The 22,428-nt window shown below is 39.0% G+C and carries 24 protein-coding genes and 1 pseudogene; 8 read left to right on the forward strand and 17 right to left on the reverse strand.

Going from position 1 to position 22,428, the window contains the following annotated elements:
• Positions 1 to 9: 9 nt before the first annotated feature.
• The 5 genes and pseudogenes from T546_RS26180 to catA all read right to left on the reverse strand — a co-directional run.
• Positions 10 to 213, reverse strand: a pseudogene (locus T546_RS26180) (reverse transcriptase domain-containing protein); the annotation flags it as partial.
• 179 nt (positions 214 to 392) lie between these two features.
• Positions 393 to 824: a hypothetical protein gene (locus T546_RS0118860; RefSeq protein WP_034599949.1), complete on the reverse strand. Its 432-nt coding sequence runs from the start codon at positions 822 to 824 to the stop codon at positions 393 to 395.
• A 144-nt stretch (positions 825 to 968) separates the two neighbouring features.
• A complete protein-coding gene (locus T546_RS0118865; RefSeq protein ID WP_026892970.1) occupies positions 969 to 1,403 on the reverse strand; it encodes a MarR family winged helix-turn-helix transcriptional regulator in 435 nt (144 codons plus the stop codon).
• A 12-nt stretch (positions 1,404 to 1,415) separates the two neighbouring features.
• The gene (locus tag T546_RS0118870; protein ID WP_026892971.1) at positions 1,416 to 3,677 is read right to left on the reverse strand and encodes an ATP-binding cassette domain-containing protein; all 2,262 of its coding nucleotides are present in this window, start codon (positions 3,675 to 3,677) and stop codon (positions 1,416 to 1,418) included.
• 179 nt (positions 3,678 to 3,856) lie between these two features.
• Positions 3,857 to 4,513 carry a type A chloramphenicol O-acetyltransferase gene (catA, locus tag T546_RS0118875; RefSeq protein ID WP_026892972.1) on the reverse strand — a complete coding sequence of 219 codons (657 nt, stop codon included), beginning with the start codon at positions 4,511 to 4,513 and terminating at the stop codon, positions 3,857 to 3,859.
• Positions 4,514 to 5,144: 631 nt separating this feature from the next.
• Between catA and licT the strand changes: the two genes are divergently transcribed.
• The 5 genes from licT to T546_RS0118905 all read left to right on the forward strand — a co-directional run bounded on the left by licT (position 5,145) and on the right by T546_RS0118905 (position 9,486).
• Positions 5,145 to 5,972 (forward strand): BglG family transcription antiterminator LicT, encoded by an 828-nt coding sequence (gene licT / locus T546_RS0118885; RefSeq protein ID WP_026892973.1) that lies wholly within the window; start codon positions 5,145 to 5,147, stop codon positions 5,970 to 5,972.
• Positions 5,973 to 5,988: 16 nt separating this feature from the next.
• On the forward strand, positions 5,989 to 6,480 hold the full coding sequence (locus tag T546_RS0118890; RefSeq protein WP_026892974.1) for a PTS sugar transporter subunit IIA: 492 nt from the start codon (positions 5,989 to 5,991) through the stop codon (positions 6,478 to 6,480).
• A 111-nt stretch (positions 6,481 to 6,591) separates the two neighbouring features.
• The gene (nagE, locus tag T546_RS0118895) at positions 6,592 to 8,025 is read left to right on the forward strand and encodes an N-acetylglucosamine-specific PTS transporter subunit IIBC (protein ID WP_034599993.1); all 1,434 of its coding nucleotides are present in this window, start codon (positions 6,592 to 6,594) and stop codon (positions 8,023 to 8,025) included.
• 172 nt (positions 8,026 to 8,197) lie between these two features.
• On the forward strand, positions 8,198 to 8,425 hold the full coding sequence (locus tag T546_RS0118900; protein WP_026892976.1) for an AbrB/MazE/SpoVT family DNA-binding domain-containing protein: 228 nt from the start codon (positions 8,198 to 8,200) through the stop codon (positions 8,423 to 8,425).
• Positions 8,422 to 9,486, forward strand: coding sequence for an acyltransferase family protein (locus tag T546_RS0118905; protein ID WP_026892977.1), 1,065 nt, complete (start codon positions 8,422 to 8,424; stop codon positions 9,484 to 9,486). Before T546_RS0118900 ends, T546_RS0118905 begins: the two co-directional genes overlap by 4 nt.
• A 109-nt stretch (positions 9,487 to 9,595) precedes the next feature.
• On the opposite strand, the gene T546_RS0118910 is transcribed toward T546_RS0118905, so the two are convergent.
• Complete coding sequence (locus T546_RS0118910) at positions 9,596 to 10,027, reverse strand: DUF6097 family protein (protein WP_026892978.1); 432 nt, start codon at positions 10,025 to 10,027, stop codon at positions 9,596 to 9,598.
• A gap of 233 nt (positions 10,028 to 10,260) precedes the next feature.
• On the opposite strand from T546_RS0118910, the gene T546_RS0118915 reads away from it, so the two are divergent.
• Positions 10,261 to 11,136, forward strand: coding sequence for an AraC family transcriptional regulator (locus T546_RS0118915; protein WP_026892979.1), 876 nt, complete (start codon positions 10,261 to 10,263; stop codon positions 11,134 to 11,136).
• Positions 11,137 to 11,258: 122 nt separating this feature from the next.
• Here T546_RS0118915 and T546_RS0118920 read toward each other — a convergent pair whose 3' ends face one another.
• From T546_RS0118920 to T546_RS0118940, 5 genes are read right to left on the reverse strand one after another with little or no spacing between them, the layout of a single operon-like run.
• Positions 11,259 to 12,629 (reverse strand): sensor histidine kinase, encoded by a 1,371-nt coding sequence (locus T546_RS0118920; protein WP_026892980.1) that lies wholly within the window; start codon positions 12,627 to 12,629, stop codon positions 11,259 to 11,261.
• Positions 12,617 to 13,279, reverse strand: a complete 663-nt coding sequence (locus tag T546_RS0118925) for a response regulator transcription factor (RefSeq protein WP_026892981.1) — start codon at positions 13,277 to 13,279, stop codon at positions 12,617 to 12,619. Before T546_RS0118925 ends, T546_RS0118920 begins: the two co-directional genes overlap by 13 nt.
• Before the next feature lie 54 nt (positions 13,280 to 13,333).
• Entirely contained in the window at positions 13,334 to 14,083 is a 750-nt protein-coding gene (locus T546_RS0118930) for a lantibiotic immunity ABC transporter MutG family permease subunit (protein WP_026892982.1), read from the reverse strand.
• A complete protein-coding gene (locus tag T546_RS0118935; RefSeq protein WP_026892983.1) occupies positions 14,083 to 14,817 on the reverse strand; it encodes a lantibiotic immunity ABC transporter MutE/EpiE family permease subunit in 735 nt (244 codons plus the stop codon). Before T546_RS0118935 ends, T546_RS0118930 begins: the two co-directional genes overlap by 1 nt.
• Positions 14,810 to 15,523, reverse strand: coding sequence for a lantibiotic protection ABC transporter ATP-binding protein (locus T546_RS0118940; protein ID WP_026892984.1), 714 nt, complete (start codon positions 15,521 to 15,523; stop codon positions 14,810 to 14,812). Before T546_RS0118940 ends, T546_RS0118935 begins: the two co-directional genes overlap by 8 nt.
• Before the next feature lie 219 nt (positions 15,524 to 15,742).
• Here T546_RS0118940 and T546_RS0118945 point away from each other — a divergent pair, with 219 nt between their 5' ends.
• Positions 15,743 to 16,321, forward strand: coding sequence for a hypothetical protein (locus T546_RS0118945; RefSeq protein ID WP_026892985.1), 579 nt, complete (start codon positions 15,743 to 15,745; stop codon positions 16,319 to 16,321).
• Positions 16,322 to 16,431: 110 nt separating this feature from the next.
• Here the strand turns inward: T546_RS0118945 and T546_RS0118950 are convergent, their stop codons facing one another.
• From T546_RS0118950 to T546_RS0118960, 4 genes are all read right to left on the reverse strand, one after another.
• Positions 16,432 to 17,031 (reverse strand): hypothetical protein, encoded by a 600-nt coding sequence (locus T546_RS0118950; protein ID WP_166429839.1) that lies wholly within the window; start codon positions 17,029 to 17,031, stop codon positions 16,432 to 16,434.
• Between the two features lie 220 nt (positions 17,032 to 17,251).
• Entirely contained in the window at positions 17,252 to 17,416 is a 165-nt protein-coding gene (locus tag T546_RS26535; RefSeq protein WP_330371960.1) for a hypothetical protein, read from the reverse strand.
• Between the two features lie 8 nt (positions 17,417 to 17,424).
• Entirely contained in the window at positions 17,425 to 17,853 is a 429-nt protein-coding gene (locus T546_RS24020; RefSeq protein ID WP_330371961.1) for a uracil-DNA glycosylase family protein, read from the reverse strand.
• A gap of 205 nt (positions 17,854 to 18,058) precedes the next feature.
• Positions 18,059 to 18,889 carry a class I SAM-dependent methyltransferase gene (locus T546_RS0118960; RefSeq protein WP_026892987.1) on the reverse strand — a complete coding sequence of 277 codons (831 nt, stop codon included), beginning with the start codon at positions 18,887 to 18,889 and terminating at the stop codon, positions 18,059 to 18,061.
• Between the two features lie 131 nt (positions 18,890 to 19,020).
• Here T546_RS0118960 and T546_RS0118965 point away from each other — a divergent pair, with 131 nt between their 5' ends.
• A complete protein-coding gene (locus tag T546_RS0118965; RefSeq protein ID WP_026892988.1) occupies positions 19,021 to 19,611 on the forward strand; it encodes a methyltransferase family protein in 591 nt (196 codons plus the stop codon).
• Between the two features lie 102 nt (positions 19,612 to 19,713).
• On the opposite strand, the gene T546_RS0118970 is transcribed toward T546_RS0118965, so the two are convergent.
• The gene (locus T546_RS0118970) at positions 19,714 to 21,243 is read right to left on the reverse strand and encodes an ABC-F family ATP-binding cassette domain-containing protein (protein ID WP_026892989.1); all 1,530 of its coding nucleotides are present in this window, start codon (positions 21,241 to 21,243) and stop codon (positions 19,714 to 19,716) included.
• Between the two features lie 424 nt (positions 21,244 to 21,667).
• Positions 21,668 to 22,426 carry an ABC transporter ATP-binding protein gene (locus T546_RS25725; protein WP_026892990.1) on the reverse strand — a complete coding sequence of 253 codons (759 nt, stop codon included), beginning with the start codon at positions 22,424 to 22,426 and terminating at the stop codon, positions 21,668 to 21,670.
• Positions 22,427 to 22,428: the final 2 nt, after the last annotated feature.

Raw genomic sequence — 22,428 nt, forward strand, 5'->3', positions numbered from 1 at the left:
GCGTATCATAGGATTTAGCATCTCTGCATTTGATGTATACCGCTTTGCAAGCCTTTCTTTGATATAAGTCGCTTCTTCTTTGCTACGGCAGTGAACTACTCCATTATCTGCATATCTTTCAAACGGAGCCTGTGGGAAGTTTCGTTTCATCCACATATCAAAGACATAATGTAGAAACATACTTGCCAGTACAGGACTAATTACTCCACCTTGAGGAGTTGCTTGATAACTTTATTATACAAAAAAATACCCCGATAGTTAAGCACAGCCTCTTTTTCTGTGTCTAACTATCAGGATACAGTTTATCTCTTTTTTATTATCCTTGACAAAGGGTACAGTTTACCCCTTTTATATTTGTTTGATATTTACTAATCGCATCGGTTGGGCTCGTCCTAAAGGCTGATTTGATTGTCCTTTTCCATGATCCTGCAATAAAGATAAAGCCCTAAAGTCATGAGCAGGATAAAAATATCAAATACGGCGACACCTATCCCCAAAACTGCCAACCTGTTTCTAAATGTAAAGGTGAACAGCAGCAATATCAAGTCCGCAACCCAAGATATGAGCGCAAGCCATTTTGCACATTTTGCGTTAAAAATCAGAGTGATGGGCGCTAAAATACCTGCCAGTAAATTAGCAATCCAAAACACCATATAGTAAGCCGGATAGTTTGTGAAATATTCCACCACCGCCTGACCGTAATGATGAACCGCATAGTAATCTTCGTTGTGAGCCAGCATCATAAAAAAATCATATATGCCCATTAGATACATGAAGCCCACAAACAATACGATGAGCCATAAATGCCAGGGTCTTTTTTTCATTGTTCCCTCCCTAACTGTTCTGTTTCATAGGATAATGTCATTATTGTAACACAAAATCAATTTTTTATAAAAGAAAGCAATAGCTTATGTCAAACTAAGTATATATCCTCATGGCGGTAGCTGGGATGCAGGCAAAACCTCCAGCTATGGTTCCATTTTCTGCTTTTCTGCGTTTAAGCTGGTTATCCTTTTGCACATCATGGAAAAAGCGTGTACTTCTTCCTCTGTTAATGCTTCTTCAATCAGGTTCATAATTTCATTTCCAAAATCCTCAACACGATCCAAGAAAGCTTTCCCCTCTTTGGAAAGAACAATATTGTATGAGCGGCGGTCGCTGGTCTGCCTTTCCTGAATAATATAATTCTTTTCCAGCAAACGCTTTGTTAATTTTGAAATACCAGATTGTGTGATACCTCTCATCTCAGCAAGTTCTTTCGTGGTCTTTGGCCCTTGCTTATCCAGTGTATCCAGTATATAGTATTGTGCCGTTGAAACACCTTCCACATTGAACCGATTGGAATCTGATACAATCATACATTGAAAGGGAACATAACTTTCCTCTAATTCTTTTTTAGCCATTAAGCCAACCTCCTATGTTTCATTGATATACTTCTTCAAATGCTTTCCAGTTAGAGAATCCTTACAGTTAACCAGATCTTTTGGTAATCCTGTAAACATAATCTTACCTCCATTCTGACCTGCATAGGGGCCTATGTCAATCACCCAATCTGCCTGACAAATAATATCCAAATTGTGTTCTATGACAATAAGAGTGGAATTTTGTTCTACAAGGCGGTTCATTACACCTATCAATTGCTTTATATCAGCCATATGAAGGCCTGTTGACGGTTCATCCAAAACATAAATCTGACCACCGTTTTCAAGCTGGGAAGCGAGTTTAATTCGCTGTAATTCACCACCTGAAAGGGTGCTTAATGGTTGTCCCAAAGAAAGATACGTGATACCAACGTCTGATAGTCGTTTTAAAACCGTTACGATTTCTTTTTCCTGAAAAAATTCTAAGGCTTCTGTTACCGTCATTTTAAGAACATCGGATATACTTTTTCCTCTGAGCTGACAGGCAAGCACCTCATCCGTATAGCGGTTTCCGTGACATTCCTCACATACCGTAACAATTGTATCCATAAACGCCAAATCTGTATAAGTAACTCCCAGACCTTTGCAGGCAGGGCAGGCACCCTTTGAATTGAAACTGAATAGGGAGGGGCTTACACCGTTCTGCTTTGCAAATAATTTTCTGATAATATCAAAGATACCTGTAAAGGTTGCAATGTTGGAACGTTTTGACGCCTGAATTCCTTTCTGGTCAATAAAAACCGTTTCTGGATAAAACCGTGGCAATACCCCATTAATAAGCGTACTTTTTCCTGAACCGGCGACTCCGGTTACAACAGTCATGACTCCTTTTGGTATCTCAACTGATAAGTTGTTTAAATTATGCATGGTTGCATTTTGAATGGAAAGAGAACCTTTCGGTGCACGAATCTCCGGTTTTAGTTTGGGGAGGTGGGATAAGTATTTCCCCGTTAGAGTACCAGCCGTCTTTAGCCCATCTAAATTTCCCTGATATACAACTTCCCCACCGCGGGTTCCCGCACCTGGCCCCATATCAATAATATGGTCTGCAATGTTTATCATGTCCGGGTCATGCTCTACGATTAAAACGGTGTTCCCTTTGTCACGCAATAATCTCATAAGCTCATTCATTTTGCTTATGTCATGAGGGTGAAGTCCGATACTCGGTTCATCAAAAATGTAAGTGAGGTCAGTCAGACTACTGCCAAGCTGGCTAACCATTTTAATTCTTTGAGACTCCCCGCCCGAAAGTGTAGATGTTTCTCTGCTTAAACTTAAATAGCCAAGTCCTATGGATACCATGTGATTCATCCGATTCACAAGTTCAGAAACAATTGTAGCGGCCACGGGAGTATGGACGGACTTGACAAAATCAAGAAGCTCACTAATCTGCATATCCGCGCACTCCCCGATATTTTTACCATTTACTTTACAAGACAACACCTTATCATTTAAACGAGTTCCGTGACAGTGGGGACAGTCCTGTTTTACAACAAAGCGTTCTATTTCTTTTCCGTATCTGACTTTTTCGCCATCTTCTTTTTTAAGAAAGCTCCGCTCAATGCGGGGAATCAGACCCTCATATAATGAGGTTTTATGCCATTCTGGTGTAGGATTTTTAATCTTGATTCCGTCAGCGTAAAGTAGTAGTTCCAGCTCCTCGGCAGAATAGTCTTTCAATTTTTTATCGTTATCAAAAAAGCCTGAATGAATATAACGGGTCAATCGCCAACCGCCAGGTTCAAAGGTTGGAAAACGGATAGCGCCCTCATTTAAGGATTTATCCTTTTCTAACAGCCTTTCAATATCAATGGTTTCCATTTTCCCCAAACCCTCGCAATGTTCACACATTCCCGATGGATTGTTGAATGAAAAAACATCGGAATAACCGACAAATGGCTCTCCAATTCTGGAAAATAACAAACGTAATACAGAATAAATATCAGTAATTGTTCCAACCGTTGACCGGGCATTACCGCCTAATCTTTTTTGATTGATAATAAAGGCGACGGACAAATTTTCGATGGTATCCACATCGGGTTTTCCGTAGTGTGGCAAACGGTGACGGATAAAACTGGTGTAGGTCTCATTAAGCTGTCTTTGTGATTCTGCCGCTATTGTATCAAATACCAAAGATGATTTTCCTGAACCGGAAACACCTGTAAAAACTGTTATTTCTTTTTTGGGTATCAGAATATTTATATTTTTTAAATTTCGCTCCCTTGCACCTGATACCTTAATGTAATGATCAGACATACTTTTACCTCGAATTCATTTACATGATACAGTTAATATATGATTGGGTTAACTATATTTTATCACCATTTTTATTTCTATGCAAGGACTGGGTTGAATTTAGTAAAAGCATATCCACTAACAACACCCCCACGCAAACCATAGGGTTCACGCGGGGGTGTTAAGATAATCTGTGAAAATTACTTATAGAGCCAATCGTTATAATTGTCTGCCAATTCTTGCAGCGCATTGATAAATCGCCCTACATGAAATCCATCACATACGGAATGATGAACTTGTACTGCTAATGGCATCAAAACCTTTTTATCCTGCTCAATAAACTTACCAATCGTAAAAATAGGGGGCAGATAGGAACCATCTGAGTATACATTTAAATTAAATCCCGTAAAACTCGTCCAAGGCAAGCATGATATATTGAACGTATTGAGTGGTCCATCAGGTTTCGGCATTAGATTCGCGGCACTTGAATAACAGGCGATATCAGAGATACAGTGTTCATAAAACTGTATAAAAGAAGTGCTATACATCGTCCATATGCTTGAGAATGTTTCTTTTTCTTTGTTGAAAATGGTGTAGCTCGGACTTAGCTCATCCCAAATCCCTAAATTCCCATCAGCATCAATATTCATGCGAAACTCCTGATACCGATTAACAATTGTTGTAAGCATATATATTTGCGCCGGATATATTTTTTTGTTCATACTTTTTAACGCCGCTCTCATACCGGTTATATCAATATTAGCGGTTAAGCTATAAGTGCAACGTAACCCGTGCATATAGTGATTATAATAATCTTTACGCGGCCAATTCCTTATATCAATTAAATTAAAGCTCATGATTATTCTCCATAATTTCATTTATTTTAACGTGCAAAAGCTCATGCCATGCACGATAAAGAAATTGTTGATACCATTGTTTATACATTCCTCTCTCTTTATACTATAACAATAAATTATATTGCATTCGATCGTATATCACAAGGTTAACATGATTAGCCAAAGTACAGTAAGCGCTTTGGGTAATCGTTTTACAATTATTGTAAAGACATAAAGGAGACCTGTATAAAAAAGGTTGTCCACAAGGGCTCGTGGGTTCGAATGCTGCCGCTTCCGATAGAATTGTGGTCGAAAAACTTGATTTTATAAGGCTCTGGGCTTTTTTATTTGTTAAGTACATTGGCAGCTATTCGTTCCAAATTTATTTTAATAAAAGTAGTATATTTTAATGACAAGGTTAATAAAATGGATCAAACAATGAAGTTTCCAGGCATAATATGTGCAATGAGTATGAATAATACCATTTTACCAAAATTAAATTGTTGACTTTTTACAAAGGAACTGATATATTAAAAAAAAGTTAATATTGTAATGGGTTGTTACTGACAAACAGGCAAAACCAATTTTAATTTAGAAAAAGAATTCTATTTTCTAAATTAAGATTGGTTTTTTTTATTCACAGGTGGGGTTTATGAAAATTGATAAGATTATCAACAACAACATAGTAAGCGCGCTGGATTCTGATGGAAAAGAAGTAATTGTCATTGGCAAGGGTATTGGATTCGGTACAAAACCAGGAAAAGCCATTGCGGAAGATAAGGTTAATAAAGTGTATCACTTAGACAACCAGAACAGTATGGATAAATTTAAGGAGCTTCTTGTAAATTTACCACTGGAGCATCTTCAGGTTTCCACAGAGATCATCACCTACGCTAAAAGTGTTTTAAACAGAAGTCTGAATCAAAATATTTACATAACACTGACGGATCACATTAATTTTGCTATCCATCGTTTTAAAAAGAACATTGAGTTTTCCAACCCTCTCATCCATGAAATAAAGACCTTTTATAAAGAGGAGTATCTGATTGGAGAATATGCCATCGCTTTAATAGAACGGAAGGTCGGGGTCAAGCTGCCGGTGGATGAAGCGGGATCAATTGCTCTTCATATCGTAAATGCAGAACTCAATAGTGCCATGCGGGATACCATTGGAATCACCAATCTGATCGGAGGTGTGGTGAAGCTTGTGAAAGAGCATTTTTCCAGAGAACTAAATGAGGCATCCTTAAATTATCAGCAGTTTATCAGCCATTTGAGGTTTCTTTCTCAGAGAATTGTTACCAAAAATTCTATAAACTATTTGGATGAGCGATTTAGCCAAGCAATCTCTCAGATGTACCCGGCTGAATATGAGTGCAGTCTTAAGGTCACGAATTATATCTTAGAAACATTTCATTATCAGTTATTAGATGAGGAAATTGCATGTCTGGCAATTCACATCAAAAGATTAGGTGTTTAAGAGGAGGACAATTTATATGTTTGATTCATGGAAAAAGCTCTTTATAGGCGACGAAAAAGAGAGAGATAAGGTATTGGCGCCTGTGGAGGGAAAGGTGGTTCCTCTAAGCGAAGTAAATGACCCTGCATTTAGTCAGGAAATTCTGGGGAAAGGCGTTGCTATCATTCCGGAAAAAGGAAGAATTGTGGCACCGTTTGACGGCGTTGTGTCAGTTATGTTTGAAACAAAACATGCAGTCAGCGTTACCTCAGAACAAGGCGCTGAAGTAATTATCCATGTGGGATTAGATACGGTTCGTCTAAAAGGAAACTATTATACTTCTTTTAAAAATCAGGGAGACCATGTGAAGCAAGGAGATCTTCTCCTGGAGTTTGAAAGAAAGGCAATCAAAGAGGCTGGTTATGATTTGATAACGCCTGTTATTGTCTGCAATCCATCGAGCTATCCCCATATGGTATGCCATAGTGGGATGCAGGTAAAAGAGCTGGAGCCAATCATTGAGTTATAGATAGAGGAGAATTGGTAGAATGAAAAGTTTTTTAAGGGGTGAAATCTAAACCTGCAATCATGCAGGAGTGGATAAAAAATGTCCGGGAGGACAAAGGAAGGGAGTTACTTTATGAAGTATTTACAGAAACTGGGGAAATCGTTAATGCTTCCGGTGGCATGTCTGCCTGCAGCAGGCATCTTAATGGGAATTGGCTATTGGATCGATCCCACGGGCTGGGGAGCCAATAGTGCCATTGCTGCTTTTTTGATTAAGGCTGGGGGAGCCATTATTGATAACATGGCCGTCTTATTTGCCATAGGTGTCGGAGTGGGAATGGCTGACGACCACGAGGGAACCTCGGCTTTGGCAGCGATTGTTTCCTGGCTGATGATTCAAACGATTTTATCACCAGGAGTTGTTGCCATGCTAAAAGGTATTGATGTCACCGAGGTAAATGCTGCTTTTGGAAAAATCAGCAACCAATTCATTGGTATCGTATCAGGAATCATCGGTTCCACCTGTTACAACAGGTTCAAAAATACGAAGCTACCGGATGCTCTGGCATTCTTTAGCGGAAAGCGTTCGGTTTCTATTGTAACGGCACTGGTCTCACTGGTCGCTTGTCTGGTACTGTTTTTTGTTTGGCCCGTTGTATATACGGGACTTGTTACATTTGGTAAAGGTATTTTAGGTATGGGAGCTGTAGGAGCAGGTATCTACGGTTTCTTAAACCGTATTCTGATTCCGGTAGGACTTCACCATGCTCTGAATTCTGTATTCTGGTTCGATGTTGCTGGCGTAAATGACCTTGGAAACTTCTGGGCAGGAACCGGCACCTTAGGTCAGACTGGTCAGTATATGACTGGCTTCTTCCCTGTTATGATGTTTGGCCTTCCGGGGGCAGCTCTTGCCATGTACCATACCGCAAAGCCTGGAAAGAAGAAAAATGTCTATGGTTTATTGTTGGCAGCTGCCGTATGTTCCTTCTTTACAGGAGTCACAGAGCCATTGGAATTCGCATTTATGTTTCTTGCACCAGGTCTATATTTGATCCATGCAATCCTGACGGGTATTTCTTTGGCAATCTGTTCTTTGCTTCCGGTGCGTACTGGATTTAACTTTAGTGCTGGTTTTGTTGACTGGGTCTTAAGCTTTAAAGCTCCGATGGCTATGAATCCGCTTTACATCATTCCACTGGGTCTTGCTTATTCGGCAATTTATTATTCTATATTCCGTTTTGCGATTAAAAAGTTTAACTTCAAGACTCCAGGACGAGAAGATGATGATCCAGATGAAGCAAAAATAACCCTTTCCAATAATGATTATACCCAGATTGCAGCAATCATTTTGGAAGGCCTTGGAGGGAAGGACAATGTTACAAGCATTGATAACTGCATTACACGATTAAGGCTTGAAATTAAAGATCAGGCACTGGTAAATGAAAAGGTGATAAAATCTTCGGGAGTAACCGGAGTGATCAGACCTGGTAAAAACAGTCTGCAGGTAATCGTGGGAACCCAGGTACAGTTTGTGGCTGATGAATTTAGGAAGATGTGTCAATGAATTTCTGATACATAGTAAACCGTTCAAAAAGGAGCTGTTGCGAAATGACTGGGTGCTCAGTTATGAAACAATGGCTCCTTTACTTGAATGAAAAATAAATTTGACAAATGAACTTGCTCTCATGTATGACAAGTATAACAAATCATACTTTTTATACATGGAGGTATTTCATATGAATGAACCTAAAGGAAAATTTGCCTGGACTGTTAAGGTTGGTGAAAAAGGCCAATTTGTTATACCGAAAGAGGCAAGAGATATTTTTGATATAAAGCCTGGAGACACTTTGATTTTATTGGGAGATGAAAAGCGAGGCATAGCCATACCTCCTAAAAGTGATTTTATGAAATACGCCGCTAAAATTTTTGGAGGTACTTCCTTTGATGAGGAGGGACCTGTATGAGAAGATATTATCTCGATAATATTCGATGGGCAACGGTATTGCTTGTCTTAATTTATCATGTCTGTTATCTCTTCAACGATGTAGGTGTTTTGGGAGGAGTCGGCAGTAATAAAAGTGTTCCAGCTTTTAATGCGCTTTCCTACTTCATTTATCCTTGGTTTATGGCACTTTTGTTTGTAATTGCCGGAATCAGTGCAAGATATTCCATGGAAAAACGCTCTTATAAACAATTTATAAAGGATAGGGTTACAAAGCTTCTTATTCCTTCTACCTTGGGGTTATTTGTATATCACTGGATAACTGGTTATGTAAACATAAAGGTTGGCGGAGGTCTAGACTACATTCCTGCCTCCATTCGTTATCCAATTTTTGCTATCAGCGGAGTTGGCCCTATGTGGTTTATACAAATGCTGTTTTTATTTTCTTTGTTCATTACTTTCATTCATAAGATGGATAAAAACGATAAAATATGGAACTTTTGTGGCAAAGCCAATTTTGTTATGGTTCTGCTGCTTGCCTTTCCGATCTGGGGAGCCGCCCAGATACTCAATATGCCTGTGCTTACCATGTATCGGTTTGGTATCTATTTTATGGCATTTCTCTTGGGCTATTTTGTATTTTCCCATGACAATATTCAGGACTCTGTAGAAATGAAGTCTATTCCCCTGCTTATTTCCGCTGTCATTCTCGGAGTTTTATATGTTATTTATTATTTTGGAGAGGATTATACCTCTCCCCAATGCTTGCAAAGCTTTTTTACGAATATTTATCTGTGGATTATGACTTTAACTATTTTAGGATGCGGAAAGGCCTGGTTCCATTCAAATACAAGATTTTTCCGATATATGACAAAATCTAGTTTCGGTTTATATGTTATTCACTATCCAGTTGTAATCACAATCTGCTACTTACTTTACTATTATTGCAATATGCCAGCGGTGATGAATTATCTTGTCGCACTGGTGATGGAAATCATCTTAACTGTAATATTGTTTGAACTGTTTAAAAGGACTCCTGTCATACATTATCTGGTGTTGGGAATCAAAAGCGAGCATATTTAAAAAAACTGCACGACTTGAATGTATTGAAAAATCATTGGATATGGTTATTACCATACTTGAAGTTCTTTTTCAATATTCAGATCGTGCAGTCCATGTAATGGCACAAACATTATTTTATATGAAGCTTACTTTTCAACTCTGGATATATGTTATTATAAAGTTTGTTTTTCGTTATGTAAAATAACAGTGACACTATAACAATGACAGCAAGCAGCACTCCTGCTCCTATCCAAAGAAACGTATTATTTAAGATAAATGCAAAGATATCAACATCTTTATTTAACTTACTGTAAACGATAACACCTATGATCAGGAGCAGTATAGGAAAAGCCATAATACCAGACAATATATTTAAGGTTCGCATCTTTTTATAAACTCTTTTATAATTATCTTCACCTAAATATTCTTCCAGGAAAATACACTGTTCGTCAAAGGTATCTCTTTTCTTTACTGGCAGTTCATTTAAAGTAATGTGCTTATGAAGTATGTCTAATTGCTCACTAAAGTGTAATACATCTCCCACTTCTCTACCTATGTTCATAAAATATCCTTTCTTTTTTATTTATATTGAAATTAAAATATATCATTTTTATTATACCATAATTTTCTAATTTTTGCTCTATCTCTTTCCAAAAACAACTAATGTTTCCAATAGATATCGTATAAAATATCATATCTAATTGTAAATGTTCGTAACCTGTGATTATCCGCAACAATAATATCAGGATTTGTGTTGAGTTCTCATGTAAGATGGCTTTAAAGGAGGAATCAAGAATGAATATGTTAGCTCGGTTAAATGAAGCTATGGACTATATTGAAAAAAACCTGATGTGTGATATTGAGCTAAGCCAGATTTCACACATAGCTGGTTGTTCCGAATACCATTTTCGCAGAATGTTTTCTTTTCTGGCAGGAATGCCCTTAGGAGAATACATTCGCCGCAGACGGTTGTCAACCGCAGGTATTCTGCTGCAGACCAAACCAATTAAAATCATTGATTTAGCATTAGAACTTGGCTATGAATCACCAGAAGCTTTTAGCAAGGCTTTTTTAGCAATGCATGGAGTTACTCCATCTCAGGCAAAAAAAGAGAATACCAGCCTGATAGTGTTTCCCGCAATGACATTTCAATTAACAATTAAAGGTGGAATAGAGATGAATTACCGTATCATAGAGAAAAATGAATTTTATATCGTTGGATTTAAAAAAAGGATTACGATGAAGTTTAAAGGCATCAATCCACAGATGGACTCAATCGTAGAGAAATTGACTCCACAAGTGATCGCAGAGCTAAAAAGCTTAAGCGATGTGGAACCAAAAGGTATTCTTAGTGTATCGGCCAATTTTGAGGAGCGAACCACAGAAGACTCCCAGCTTGACCAATATATTGGCGTAGCAGCATCTAAAGCAGTATCAAGCGGATACGACATACTTCTTGTTGCAGCTTCAACCTGGGCGGTGTTTAACGTGGTTGGTATATTTCCCGATGCCATACAGGAAACCTGGTCTAAAATATATGCTGAGTGGTTCCCGGCATCCGGTTACGAAATGACAGGAGGACCTGAATTATTATGGAATGAGAGTCCTGATACCAATAGAACCGATTATAAAAGCGAGATCTGGATTCCTGTCCGCAGGATAGAATTCTAATATTTAATAGTTCCACTCAATACATCTATAGGAAATCTCCCTGGCCCATGATGCACAACGTTTCATGCTGCGGAGGTAACCCCTATAGATGTATTCTATTTATAACCAGTCCTCATATGAAGCTACACAGGTATCTCTATGGTTACGATTGCCCCTTGTTTCGTCTTATTATTTTCCAGAATAAGCCGTCCACCATGCTGTTTGGCCACAGAGTCCGCCACATAAAGTCCGATACCATAATGGGATTTTGAATTGCGGCTTTGATCATCCATATAGAATTGAGTCGCGGCATATTTCAGTGCTTCCGGAGAAAAACCGCTTCCTGTATCCCGGATTGAAAGTCTTAGGTAACCGTTCTCCTCCTCAGTCATAAAGGTAATATTCCCACCAGAAGGAGTGTATTCTGTTGCATTTGCCAAAACATTACTTAATGCTCTCATTAATAGGTTTGGGTCTATTGTAATGTTTGGGATTGTATGGTTGGTTTCCCATAATAACTGAATATCCTTCCCCATACATAATCCTTTTGCTTGTTTTTGGACCTCCTGTAAAAAAGCATTTATGTCAACTTTTTGCAGCTTTGGAGATACCAAATTACCAGACTTATTAATTTCCATTAACATCTGCACATACTCTTGTATTTGCAGAGAGCTTTCTTCAATGTAACCGATACAATCCAACTGTTCGTCCGTAGGATTTGTTTCGTATAATATTTCTGCATTTCCCCGAATCAATGTCAGGGGTGTTTTTAAGTCATGTGCCAGCGCGGATATCTGCTCTTTTCTTGACTGCTCCATACTCCATTGACTTTCCAGAGAAAGCTTTAAGGCATGACGCATATTATCCATGGAAGACAAGACCTTGTTTATTTCTTTGATATTGCCTTTTTCCGGCATATAATCCAGGTCTTCATGCTGTATGTGATCTGCGGCTGAGATTAGGGTATTTAGCTTTTTTCTGAGTACATGTCCAAAACGGAGTGCTGTTGTTATTACAAGGGAAAGAATACATGCAATTACAGTCACTCCAAAGAGAGTTTCCGGGGGGAATAGGTATCTTCTCAAGGTTTCTGATCGATATTGGGGAATGATTTTATATCTTAGCACGCAATATTCCTGATCCCTTGGAATAACTTTGTAATAATTCCCCTTTATATCTGACGTGCTCCCCTGTACTGCCTCCCAAGCTCTATCAATTTCTCCAGCCTCAATGTTTCCATCTTTAACACGCCCATCTAAGGTAAAAATGATATACTGGTTTAATTCAGGAATCATATCTTCGCTTACTTTATCTGCCGTACGTATCTTATCAAAGGAAGCATTTGCCTGTTTTTCTGCATAGTTAGCATAATAGATGAGACCAAAACGATCTAAACTGCTAAAAATCAAGAATAGCACAATGCAGATTGCGATCACACCAAAAAATAAATACAGAAAATATTTTAAATAAAACAGGCTTAACGGAATTTCTCTTTCTTTCCTTACTCTTCCCATTTATATCCAATCCCCCATACCGTTTTCACCGGTGCATAATTCAGGCTCTCTAATTTTAACCGAATATTTTTAATATGAGTTGAAATCGTGCTGTCATTGCTTTCCCCATCATATCCAAATACCTTTTCATAAATCTGCTCTCTGGAAAATACCTGGCCTGGGCTGCGGGCCAGAAATTCACATATCTGATATTCCCCCTTTGTTAAAGGAACCGTCACCTCGCCAACGATAAGCTGTTTCCCTGATAGATTAAAGTAAGAATTGGAAAACGTAATTCTTGAAGTATGTTCTCTTCGGTCCCTCCTTAAATGAGCCGATACCCTTGCACGCAGCTCTAATTTTCCAAAAGGCTTTAAGATATAATCATCTGCACCTGCTTCCAGACCACTTACTAAACTACTTTCTTCTGCTTTTGCAGTTAGAAATAAGATGGGACAGTCCACATAGGAACGTATTTCCTTGCAGAGGGTATAACCATCCACTCCTGGCATCATCACGTCCAATAAAATCAAATCAAACCCGCAAAGATTAAGCTGCTTAACGTCAGCTGGTTCTGAAATAGTTGTTACCATATGTCCGTCTCTCGTTAAGATTTTCTGTATCATAACCAGAATGGCTTCCTCGTCATCAACTGCCAGGATATTTCCCATACTTATCACTTCCTTTCTGCAGAAATTATAACCTTTCTCTATTTCCAAGTAAAGTTAATCACTGGTATTTTTCCCTTCCCATCTGCATGACCAAACACAGAATAATAGGAAAGCTGCAATTGTTGTAATAATACAAAGAATAATCCCAAGATAAAAATCCGAATTTATCAATGACAAGCCTTTCTCTTTTGTAAGGGCATATGTCACGAATCTAGAAGACCATGAGCAAGGAGTATATTGCCATCTCCCATCTCCCATCCCAGTAAGGAACAGAGCAGAAATCAGGCTTTCTGTAATCCCTACTCCAATAGATAAGCCTTTGTTAAAGCGTAAGGACAAAAACAAATGCCAAATATATAAATGGAAGCAGCTTGCCAGCAGTATCAATGATGCCTTTCCGTAGAACAAAATACTGACTGGAGATCGCTTCAAAAGAAAGGTGTAACCTGCACCAAAAAGAAAACATGCAAAGAAGACAGCCAATACTCCTGCTAAAAACAGAAACATTAATTTACTTAAAAATGCTGGCAATCTTTTTGGAGAACAAAGGAGAATCTGATAATGTCCCGCTGACATCTCCTGCTCAGAAACCATGACACTAAATAATGCAATGAGAAAAGGAAAACCAATTCCCAAAACCTGAACGTAAGCTTCCACCATGCCATAGGCATTTCTTGGGACAGATGCACTATAAGCAAGAAATACTCCTGAAATCGATATCGGAATTACAATATGCCAAAGCCAAAAATACATGTGCCTGACCTTTAGTAACTCAGACTTTAGACATCTATAAAATGCAATCATTATGCTTCCCTCTTTTTCTTAAACCAAAACGTTGTACAGAGTGATATTCCAAGAAACCATATCAAAGACAGGCATATTCCGGGAATTATTACATTTGTATTATAAAGTTGGTTATCAATTGGCATCGGAATCCCATTTGGAAAAATTCCTAATACTGGACACATGAGGCGAATGGGAATGCAAGGTGGGTATACCCACCAATAGCTGCTGCTTGGCAGTGTAACGGTACCAAGAATAGACATCACCATGCTGGTAAATATGCTGGCAAACATTCCAAACCTCGCACTTAAAAACAGGAACAAAGGAATTTCCCACATGTAGGAAAGGGTTAACAATAGCGCAGCGATACTCCCGGGCCAAAGTGAAATGTTGGAACCAGATATAACTCCTCCTACATAGGTTCCAATTAGCATCATAAAATTTGAGAACAGAAGGACAAGTATACAATATCCAACTTTCCCCAGCCAGCTTTTCTCCAGAGCGAAAGGCAGCAACAAGATATGATGATATTTCATTTTTTTATCTTTTTTAATGCAAAGATAACATACAATGGATAGCATTCCAGGAAGAAATAATGTATACCACCAATTCCATGCCCCTGCCTGAAACGCCCGATCAAAACCACCTGTAAAGAATAGTGCAAGAAACATAACCATTAATGGGGCAATGATTGGAAGAAATATTCCAAATGTATGTTTCAGCTTAAGATGCTCCGCCTTTATCATATTAAGCATTTGTTCTCTCCTCCTTTTGATTCTCTCTTACTACCTCCATAAAAAGCTTCTCTAAATCTTCTTTCGTATCTATTTTACCGGTATAGCCTAAGACGCCACCTACAATAATCCCTATATGATCGGCGATTTGCTGTACTTCTGATAGATTATGGCTTGACAGAATCACCGTAATTCCCTTAGCGGGAAATGATCGGATCAACGTTCGCATCTCTTCAATTCCGATAGGGTCTAAACCGTTGGTAGGCTCGTCCAAAATAAGAAGCTTTGGCTGACTGATTAAGGCATTGGCGATTCCAAGCCGCTGCTTCATGCCAAGGGAAAACTGACCTGCTCTTTTCTTTCCTGTATGGGTCAGGCCAACGATCTGAAGCACTTCCTCTATTCTTTTATCACTGCATCCAAGCAAAGTTGTTTTGACCTTTAAATTTTCGTATGCAGTGAGATTCTCATAAAGGGGCGGCATTTCAATCAAAGCTCCTATGTCGTTTAAATGTTCTCTAGACCACTCCGTACCATTAAATTCAATGGATCCTGAGGTCGGCCTCATGATTCCGGTTATCATCTTTAAAGTTGTAGATTTTCCAGCACCATTGGGCCCCAGCAGACCATAAATAGAGTTTTTTTGTATACACAGGGATACTTGGTCAACTGCCATTTGTCCATTAAATTTTTTACAAAGATCTGTAGTTTTTAAAATCGTATCCATTTGATTTCAGTCCTTTCTATTGATTGATATAGATAGGATAACCAATAATTTTGAAGATTTTATAAAGTTATTCCTTATTGGAATAATCCTCCAAAAACTTGATAATTGCTCCACGGCTCTTTATACTAATATTATAATCCATCATCTTATGAGTCTCGGTTGTAAGTAAATATTTTTATAAAGAGCAAGTTGTCAAGCTGCATAAGAAGGAGGATTTACATGAAAAAGCTATCTACTCTGTTTTTAAGTATGGTTATTACCCTAAGTTTTGCAGCATCCGCATGGGCTTCCGATACCACCGCGAGCTCTGGAACCCGAATCGGGTATACGGATTTTAATCTGTCAGACTTAGTTGGTACAGAAACACTTGCAGCGGCCAGAGCTGCTACTGCAAGCAAAGATGCTACCGTTGGTACAGTGGAAGCAAGGCTTTTTAACAATGCAACAGGAACCATTGTAGGTACAAGCCCTACCTTTAAGTTCAATGGTATTCCCACTGGTGCGAAAATCACCAACATCCAGGCATGGAATCCATCAAAAAGTAATATTTCTCAAGGAAAGTTTACAGCCATTGAAAAAGTACAGGTATTCTGCGGCGGACAAGGGTCTGGATTCTTTAATTTCTGGGTAACTTCAGCGCCCAGCACTTCAAATCCCTGTAATACACCGGTACTAAATGGTTTAAATGCTGACAGTACTTATCACATTCAGATTCAGGGCCGTGTATTAAGCAACTATACCGGTGCGGATGGTTTTACCATCAGGGGGACAATCGTCCGCGTCACATATAGCTATTAATTCAGTTACCATAACATGAAATAATAAAGCGAAGCAGATGACAACTTGCTGAATGCAACAAAAAACAGGGGCTTGTTTTGAGACAAGCCCCTGCTTTTTGTTGTAATATTTTATGCGAGATAATCCACTCTGTTTTTTTGTTCTGTGGAAGGTTCCATCTCCTGCCCAATGCTTAAGGAATCACCATCTACATATTGTTTGTAATACCGATTCTCAGCTTTCGTCAGTTTGGAAACAAAGTTTAAATGCATGCTTTGTTCCTGTGGAGTATATTGAATACTCCATCCATTGGAGTTATAACCCATGACCGGCTGTCCTGACATGCTGTCCTTTATCTCATAGGAATCCTGCTCTATATCATTCATGTATATATCCACTGTGGTGCCTGACTTAGTGATATAGCGTCTCATCCCGGTATCATGATATTCCCCGATTCCATCTTTTTTATTTAAATAATCAATGAGATTCAAGGGTTTTTCTGACTCTTTATTTTTAGCCTTGGAACGATATTGGTTTATCATCTCAGATGCATTCTTTGCCATGGTCTTCCGGTCTGGTGAAACGACAGAGATATATTGTGCTTTCAGTTTATCGCCTTCTGAACTCAGACTCTCATATTGGCTGCTGTCATTTTGAAAATTTGCTTTTGCCAGCTCCTTCGCCAGATTATCGATCAGACCATCAAATTCGGCTTCTGGTGGTCGTTCCATTCCTTTATGGGGGAACTTCTCCCAATCTGGACCATTGACATTTATTTTCTGTATGTAAGATTGAATTGTATTTCCAGATATTTTGCTAATATTAAAATTCGACATATATTATCACTCCCTTTCCTGGGTTATTCTGCGAAATGATAAATAATTCCTCTACTATTTCATATCGGCAATATATCACTGGAATTAATAAAAATGGTGTTTTTTGAGCATTTATTTATAATTCTGACTTTATAATATCCAACATCGTTGCAATATCTTCCGTGGTCATCTGCATTTTTGATTTTTCAATTAATAAGTTTCCCCCTGTCATAATATAGGAGGGCATGACCCGTATGCTGCCGTAATAAAATTCGCTGCTCCTTATTTTATAAGTGGCCATAGAAGGTACTACATGCTTTTTTGTTGTTTTTTAGCAATTTTATTAAAGGCTTTCTTTGCAACATCACCCATAAGCATAATTACCTTAAGATTGGGAAACAAAGAAAGCTCCTTTTCTAAATATGGAAGATGGTCCTCTATTACATTCTTTTCAATGGTGTATTGGGATTTTGGAGTCTTGACGGCATTGGTAATGTAGATCCCCATCTTTAAAATATCATCAATGGTTGAAGCCTTTGCCCTAGCATTTTGAAATAGTGGAATCGTTGTTTTCAAATAATCGGCATCTGCTTGTCCATAAAAATCCTGGCTGGGATCGGATGGTACAACTTCATTAATCATAACTGCCTGAATCTTCTCTGGGTCAAGGTCAATATCGTTAAAATACAAGCCCTCTCCCCCTCCGGTCATCTGCTCCAATTCTTTCTTCACATTCATATGCCTTCTCCTTTCCAATCGTTAAATCCATCTGTCTGCCTCACTGGGCAGTAAGTATACCATCTCCATGTTCTAATGATATTACAAACAATCTGGCATCAAAAGTCAAGATTCATTTATAAATCTTAGAATATTTTAACCACTATATTACTATCTTTTTTTACTATAGGGAGAAATAATATTCTTGGATGATATTGCCTAAATCTTATTTTTCTAAAAGTATTGCCATGGTAGTATTATCCTTATGATATTCATCTCCTGCAACATCTCCAAAGACCTCAATCACCTTAAACCCTGTCTCTTCCACTTCCTGAATTAAGGATTCTTTTGTAAAACAGGTATTCCACAAATAGTAGGGTGTAATTTTATCATCCGTCATCAGAATCCTCTGTTCCAGTGTCACATACCCCTCATACTTATAATTTCCCTGAAATAACATGTATTCATCCCCACTCCAAAAGCCACCCTCAGGACAAAGCTCCCATGATGTTCCCTCTTTAAACTGATGGTAAAATTCCATAGAAAACGCATCAAATAAAAATCTGCCACCGGCATTTAAATGCTGGTAAACATAATTCCTTAATGACCGCCTGTCTTCGGTTGACAGCGCACCGTAGTCGCAATATATCATAGTGGACACATCAAAAATCATATCTAAATCCATGTTTAAATAATTTTGGCAATGATATGAGATATCCAGTCCCCGTTGTTTGGCCGCTTTCTTTGCATAATCGATGGACCTCTCTGAAAAATCAATTCCAGTAACCTGATATCCCATCTTGGCAAATCGTTCCGTATATAATCCAGGTCCGCAGCCAAGGTCCAGAAGCTTATGGTACTTATTAGATGGCAACAGCTCACCGATCCAACGGGCTGATTTCTCTATAAAATCTGCTTTTCTGCTGGCACCTTCGAAATCAGGATCCAGATGCGCATTCAGCATTTGCTTAGAAATATGCTCCTCATTCCAGAATGCAGCTTCTGATTTTAAGTAAAGAGCTGGTCTTTCAAAAATCTGTTTCATTCTTTTATACATACTCTTCTCCTTTAAAGACAATAAAATAATATTAAGTTTGATATCCTGAAACATTTCTTCTACCAATTTAATCGTACAATCTCTCCTTTTGTGTTATAATAATCCAAAATACAAAGTCAGGATGTGAGAAAATGATAATGAGATATTTATTATTTATACTGATTACCACGTTTTACATTGCATACTTTGCAAAGCAGATCCTTCTCAGAAAAAAAGGGATTGTCACAAACCGGCTGGCAAAGGGAAGCAAACCAAAGAAAACAGCTATCATAGAAACCGGTCTGCTCCTCATCACCTACGGAATGGCAGTATTTCAATATGCCGGATTTTTTCTGGAGAGATATTTACTCCCACTGAAACTGCCCACGTCCCTTCGCTGGCTGGGTATAGTCCTGGCTGGGTTCGGAGTCCTCTTCTTTATACTTGCCATTACTACCATGAGGGACAGCTGGCGGGCCGGAATCGACGAAAGCCAGAAGACCTCCATGGTTACAAGGGGCGTTTATAGCATCAGCAGGAATCCTGCTTTTGTGGGCTTCGATCTCTTATATATCGGCTCTGCTCTGGCCATGCCAGGAGTGGTAATCACTGTTATGGCTGCTGCAGGCGTTCTGTTTATGCATTTGCAGATTTTAGAGGAAGAAGCTTATTTACCCCGGATTTTTGGTGATGAATACGTGGAGTATAAGAAAAAAACACCACGGTATCTTCTCTTTTTTTAGTTATTCTTATGGATTATGTTATTTGTTGGGGTATTGTAAAATGAAAAAATCAACAGGATATGACCTGTGGTCAACATTCATTTTACAATGCCCCTCTTTTTATCATTTCTCTATTTTAATCACCTGGTCAATCCAGTCGCAGTAAAATGCCTGCTCATGGGAAACAAGTAAAACCGTGCCCGAAAAATCAATCAAAGCTGTTTTCAGTGAATCCTTTGCCTGGGCGTCCAGATGATTGGTAGGCTCATCGAGGATTAAAAAGTTACATGGTTCAAACTGGAGTAAGCATAGTTTAACCTTTGTCTGCTCTCCTCCGCTTAAGGTTCCTATGGGCTGCATGGCATGTTTACTGGATATTCCATTTCGGGCAAGATGCTCTCTTACTTCCTTTATGGTCAGGGCTGGATTTTTATCCGAAACTACTTCCATTGGCGTTTTTCTATCATTTTCCCATTTTAAATCCTGTTCAAAATAACACACCTTCACCTGATTTGAAAATCGGTAACAGCCATCAAGAGGCGGAATCTGGCCCATTAAGGTTTTTAACAATGTGGATTTACCGATTCCATTAAAGCCCGTAATAACTGCTTTCTGGCCTCCCTTTAAGCTAAAATGAATATCTCTCAAAACAGGAGCATCATATCCAACAACCAGATCTTTCACAGTCAGATGCTCCCCATTGGTAACAGGAAGCTGTGGAAAGTTAAAATATGACTTTCTCTCTTTTTGATTCAATGCCTCCATCTTATCCATGCGGTCCAGCTGCTTTTGACGTCCTCGTGCCATCTTTGATTTTCTTCCGGCAATGTTTTTACGGATAAATTCTTCTGTCTTCTTAATCTCTTTTTGCTGGGCGGAATACTGCCTGATATAATCCTCTCTTAGAAGTGATTTCTTCTTCAAGAATTCGGAATAAGTGCCGTAATATTTCGTTATTTTCAGATTGTCAATATCGCAGATTCGATTTGCGATTCTTTCCAGAAACCCATAATCATGGGATACTACAAGAAAAGCATTTTCCAGGGAAGACAAATAATCCGATAACCAGGCAATATGCTCTTTATCAAGGAAGTTGGTGGGCTCATCTAAAAGAAGCACATCCGGCTTTTCTAAAAGCAGCTTAGCAAGAATCACTTTTGCCCTTTGACCTCCGCTTAATTGATGAATGGAACGTTCCAGTCCCACCGCAGTCAGCCCCAGTCCATTGGCTACCTGCAAAATATTGGTATCAATGGAGTAAAACCCCTTTCTCTCAAGCTCCTCCTGATACCGGGCTGCCACACTTAAGGCATCCAGGCTGCCCTTAGCTCCTTTTTCATAGAGCCTAAGCGTTTCTTCCTCCATATCATAAAGTTCTTTAAAGGCAGACTTTAAAAAGTCAATGATAGTTACCTCTTTTAATATTTCTGCATACTGATCCAGATACCCTACGGATATATCAGGCTGCCAATAAGCCCGGCCTGCATCCGGTACCACCTGGTCCGTACAGATTTTAATGAGTGTACTTTTTCCTGTTCCATTCTGACCTACAATGCCGATATGCTCTCCCTTGTTTAAGGTCAGTTCTGCTTCTTTGTAAAGCAGGTTATCTCCAAAAGAATGTGTTAATCCTTCAATTTCTAATAAACTCATGCTAATTCATTTCCTTTCTTCTCTTATGGCTTGCGTATAAACGAAAAAAGGCAGAAGACAAAGATACACAATGGTATCTGCCTTCTGCCTTTTGGCCTGAAAGGGCCAATGGTAATATAAGTGCAAAAGGCTGGGGACAAAACATTGTCCTCAGCCTTTTCATACGCGAAATGACACACGGAAAACAAGCTATAGCGGAAATGATACTTTTATTCCTGCTATGGCTATGTTTCCCGATGAAATCCTATGGCGTTGATTTATACGCTATACTCTGCACAATGTTTCACCGGTATGGATTGTACAGAGTTGAATATTCTTGTTGGTTTATCTGTTAAATAAAAGTTCATGCTGATCTCCTTTTAAGGGCACTGCCCTTCTTAAGCATCATACTACATCATGTTTTTGCTGTCAAACCCAAACTTTTTTATATGCCAAGTTCCTTCATTTTCTCCATTACTTCAAGGAGATTCTTTTCCTGGGCCATCTCGTCCTTATTCTGGAACCTTAACTCATTTACGATCTGTCCGTCGCTCATAAATAAGACTCTTCCTGCCCTGGCTGCTACTTTGGGATCGTGGGTCACCAGTAACAGGGCCGTTCCCTCCCTGTTGATTCTTTCAAAGATATCCATGATCTCCTGAGCAGTTTTGGAATTTAAGGCTCCGGTGGGCTCATCTGCCATTATGATTCTTGGCTGGCTCATAAGGGCCCGGCAGATTCCTGCCCGCTGGAGCTGTCCTCCGGATACTTTGGTGATTTCCCGCTGGGAAAGCTCCCCGATTCCCATTCCATCCATAAGTTCTTTGGCTCTCTTTTTAAGCCTTTGGGAATCCTTTTTATGGTCCCTTAAGGTAGGGAGTAAGATGTTATCAAGAATATTTAGATTTTTTAATAGAGTGGGCTGTTGAAAGACAAAGCCGATTTTACTGCGCCTTAAATCCGCCAGCGCATCTTCTGAAAGGCCATCTAACGCTCTGCCATCAAAGGTAATGGTTCCGCCATCAGCTGGGTCCATTCCGCTTAATACATAAAGCAGAGTAGATTTTCCTGAACCAGAGGGACCCATGACTGCTGCAAATTCTCCTTCTCCTATCTCCAGAGACACACCAGAAAGTACTGTCTGAGCTTCCCCGCCCTGGTCATATACTTTTACAATTCCTTCCGCTTCGATCAGTTTTTTCATCT

The sequence above is a fragment of the [Clostridium] aerotolerans DSM 5434 genome (genome assembly GCF_000687555.1).
In the GTDB taxonomy this organism is placed as follows: Bacteria; Bacillota; Clostridia; order Lachnospirales; family Lachnospiraceae; genus Lacrimispora; species Lacrimispora aerotolerans.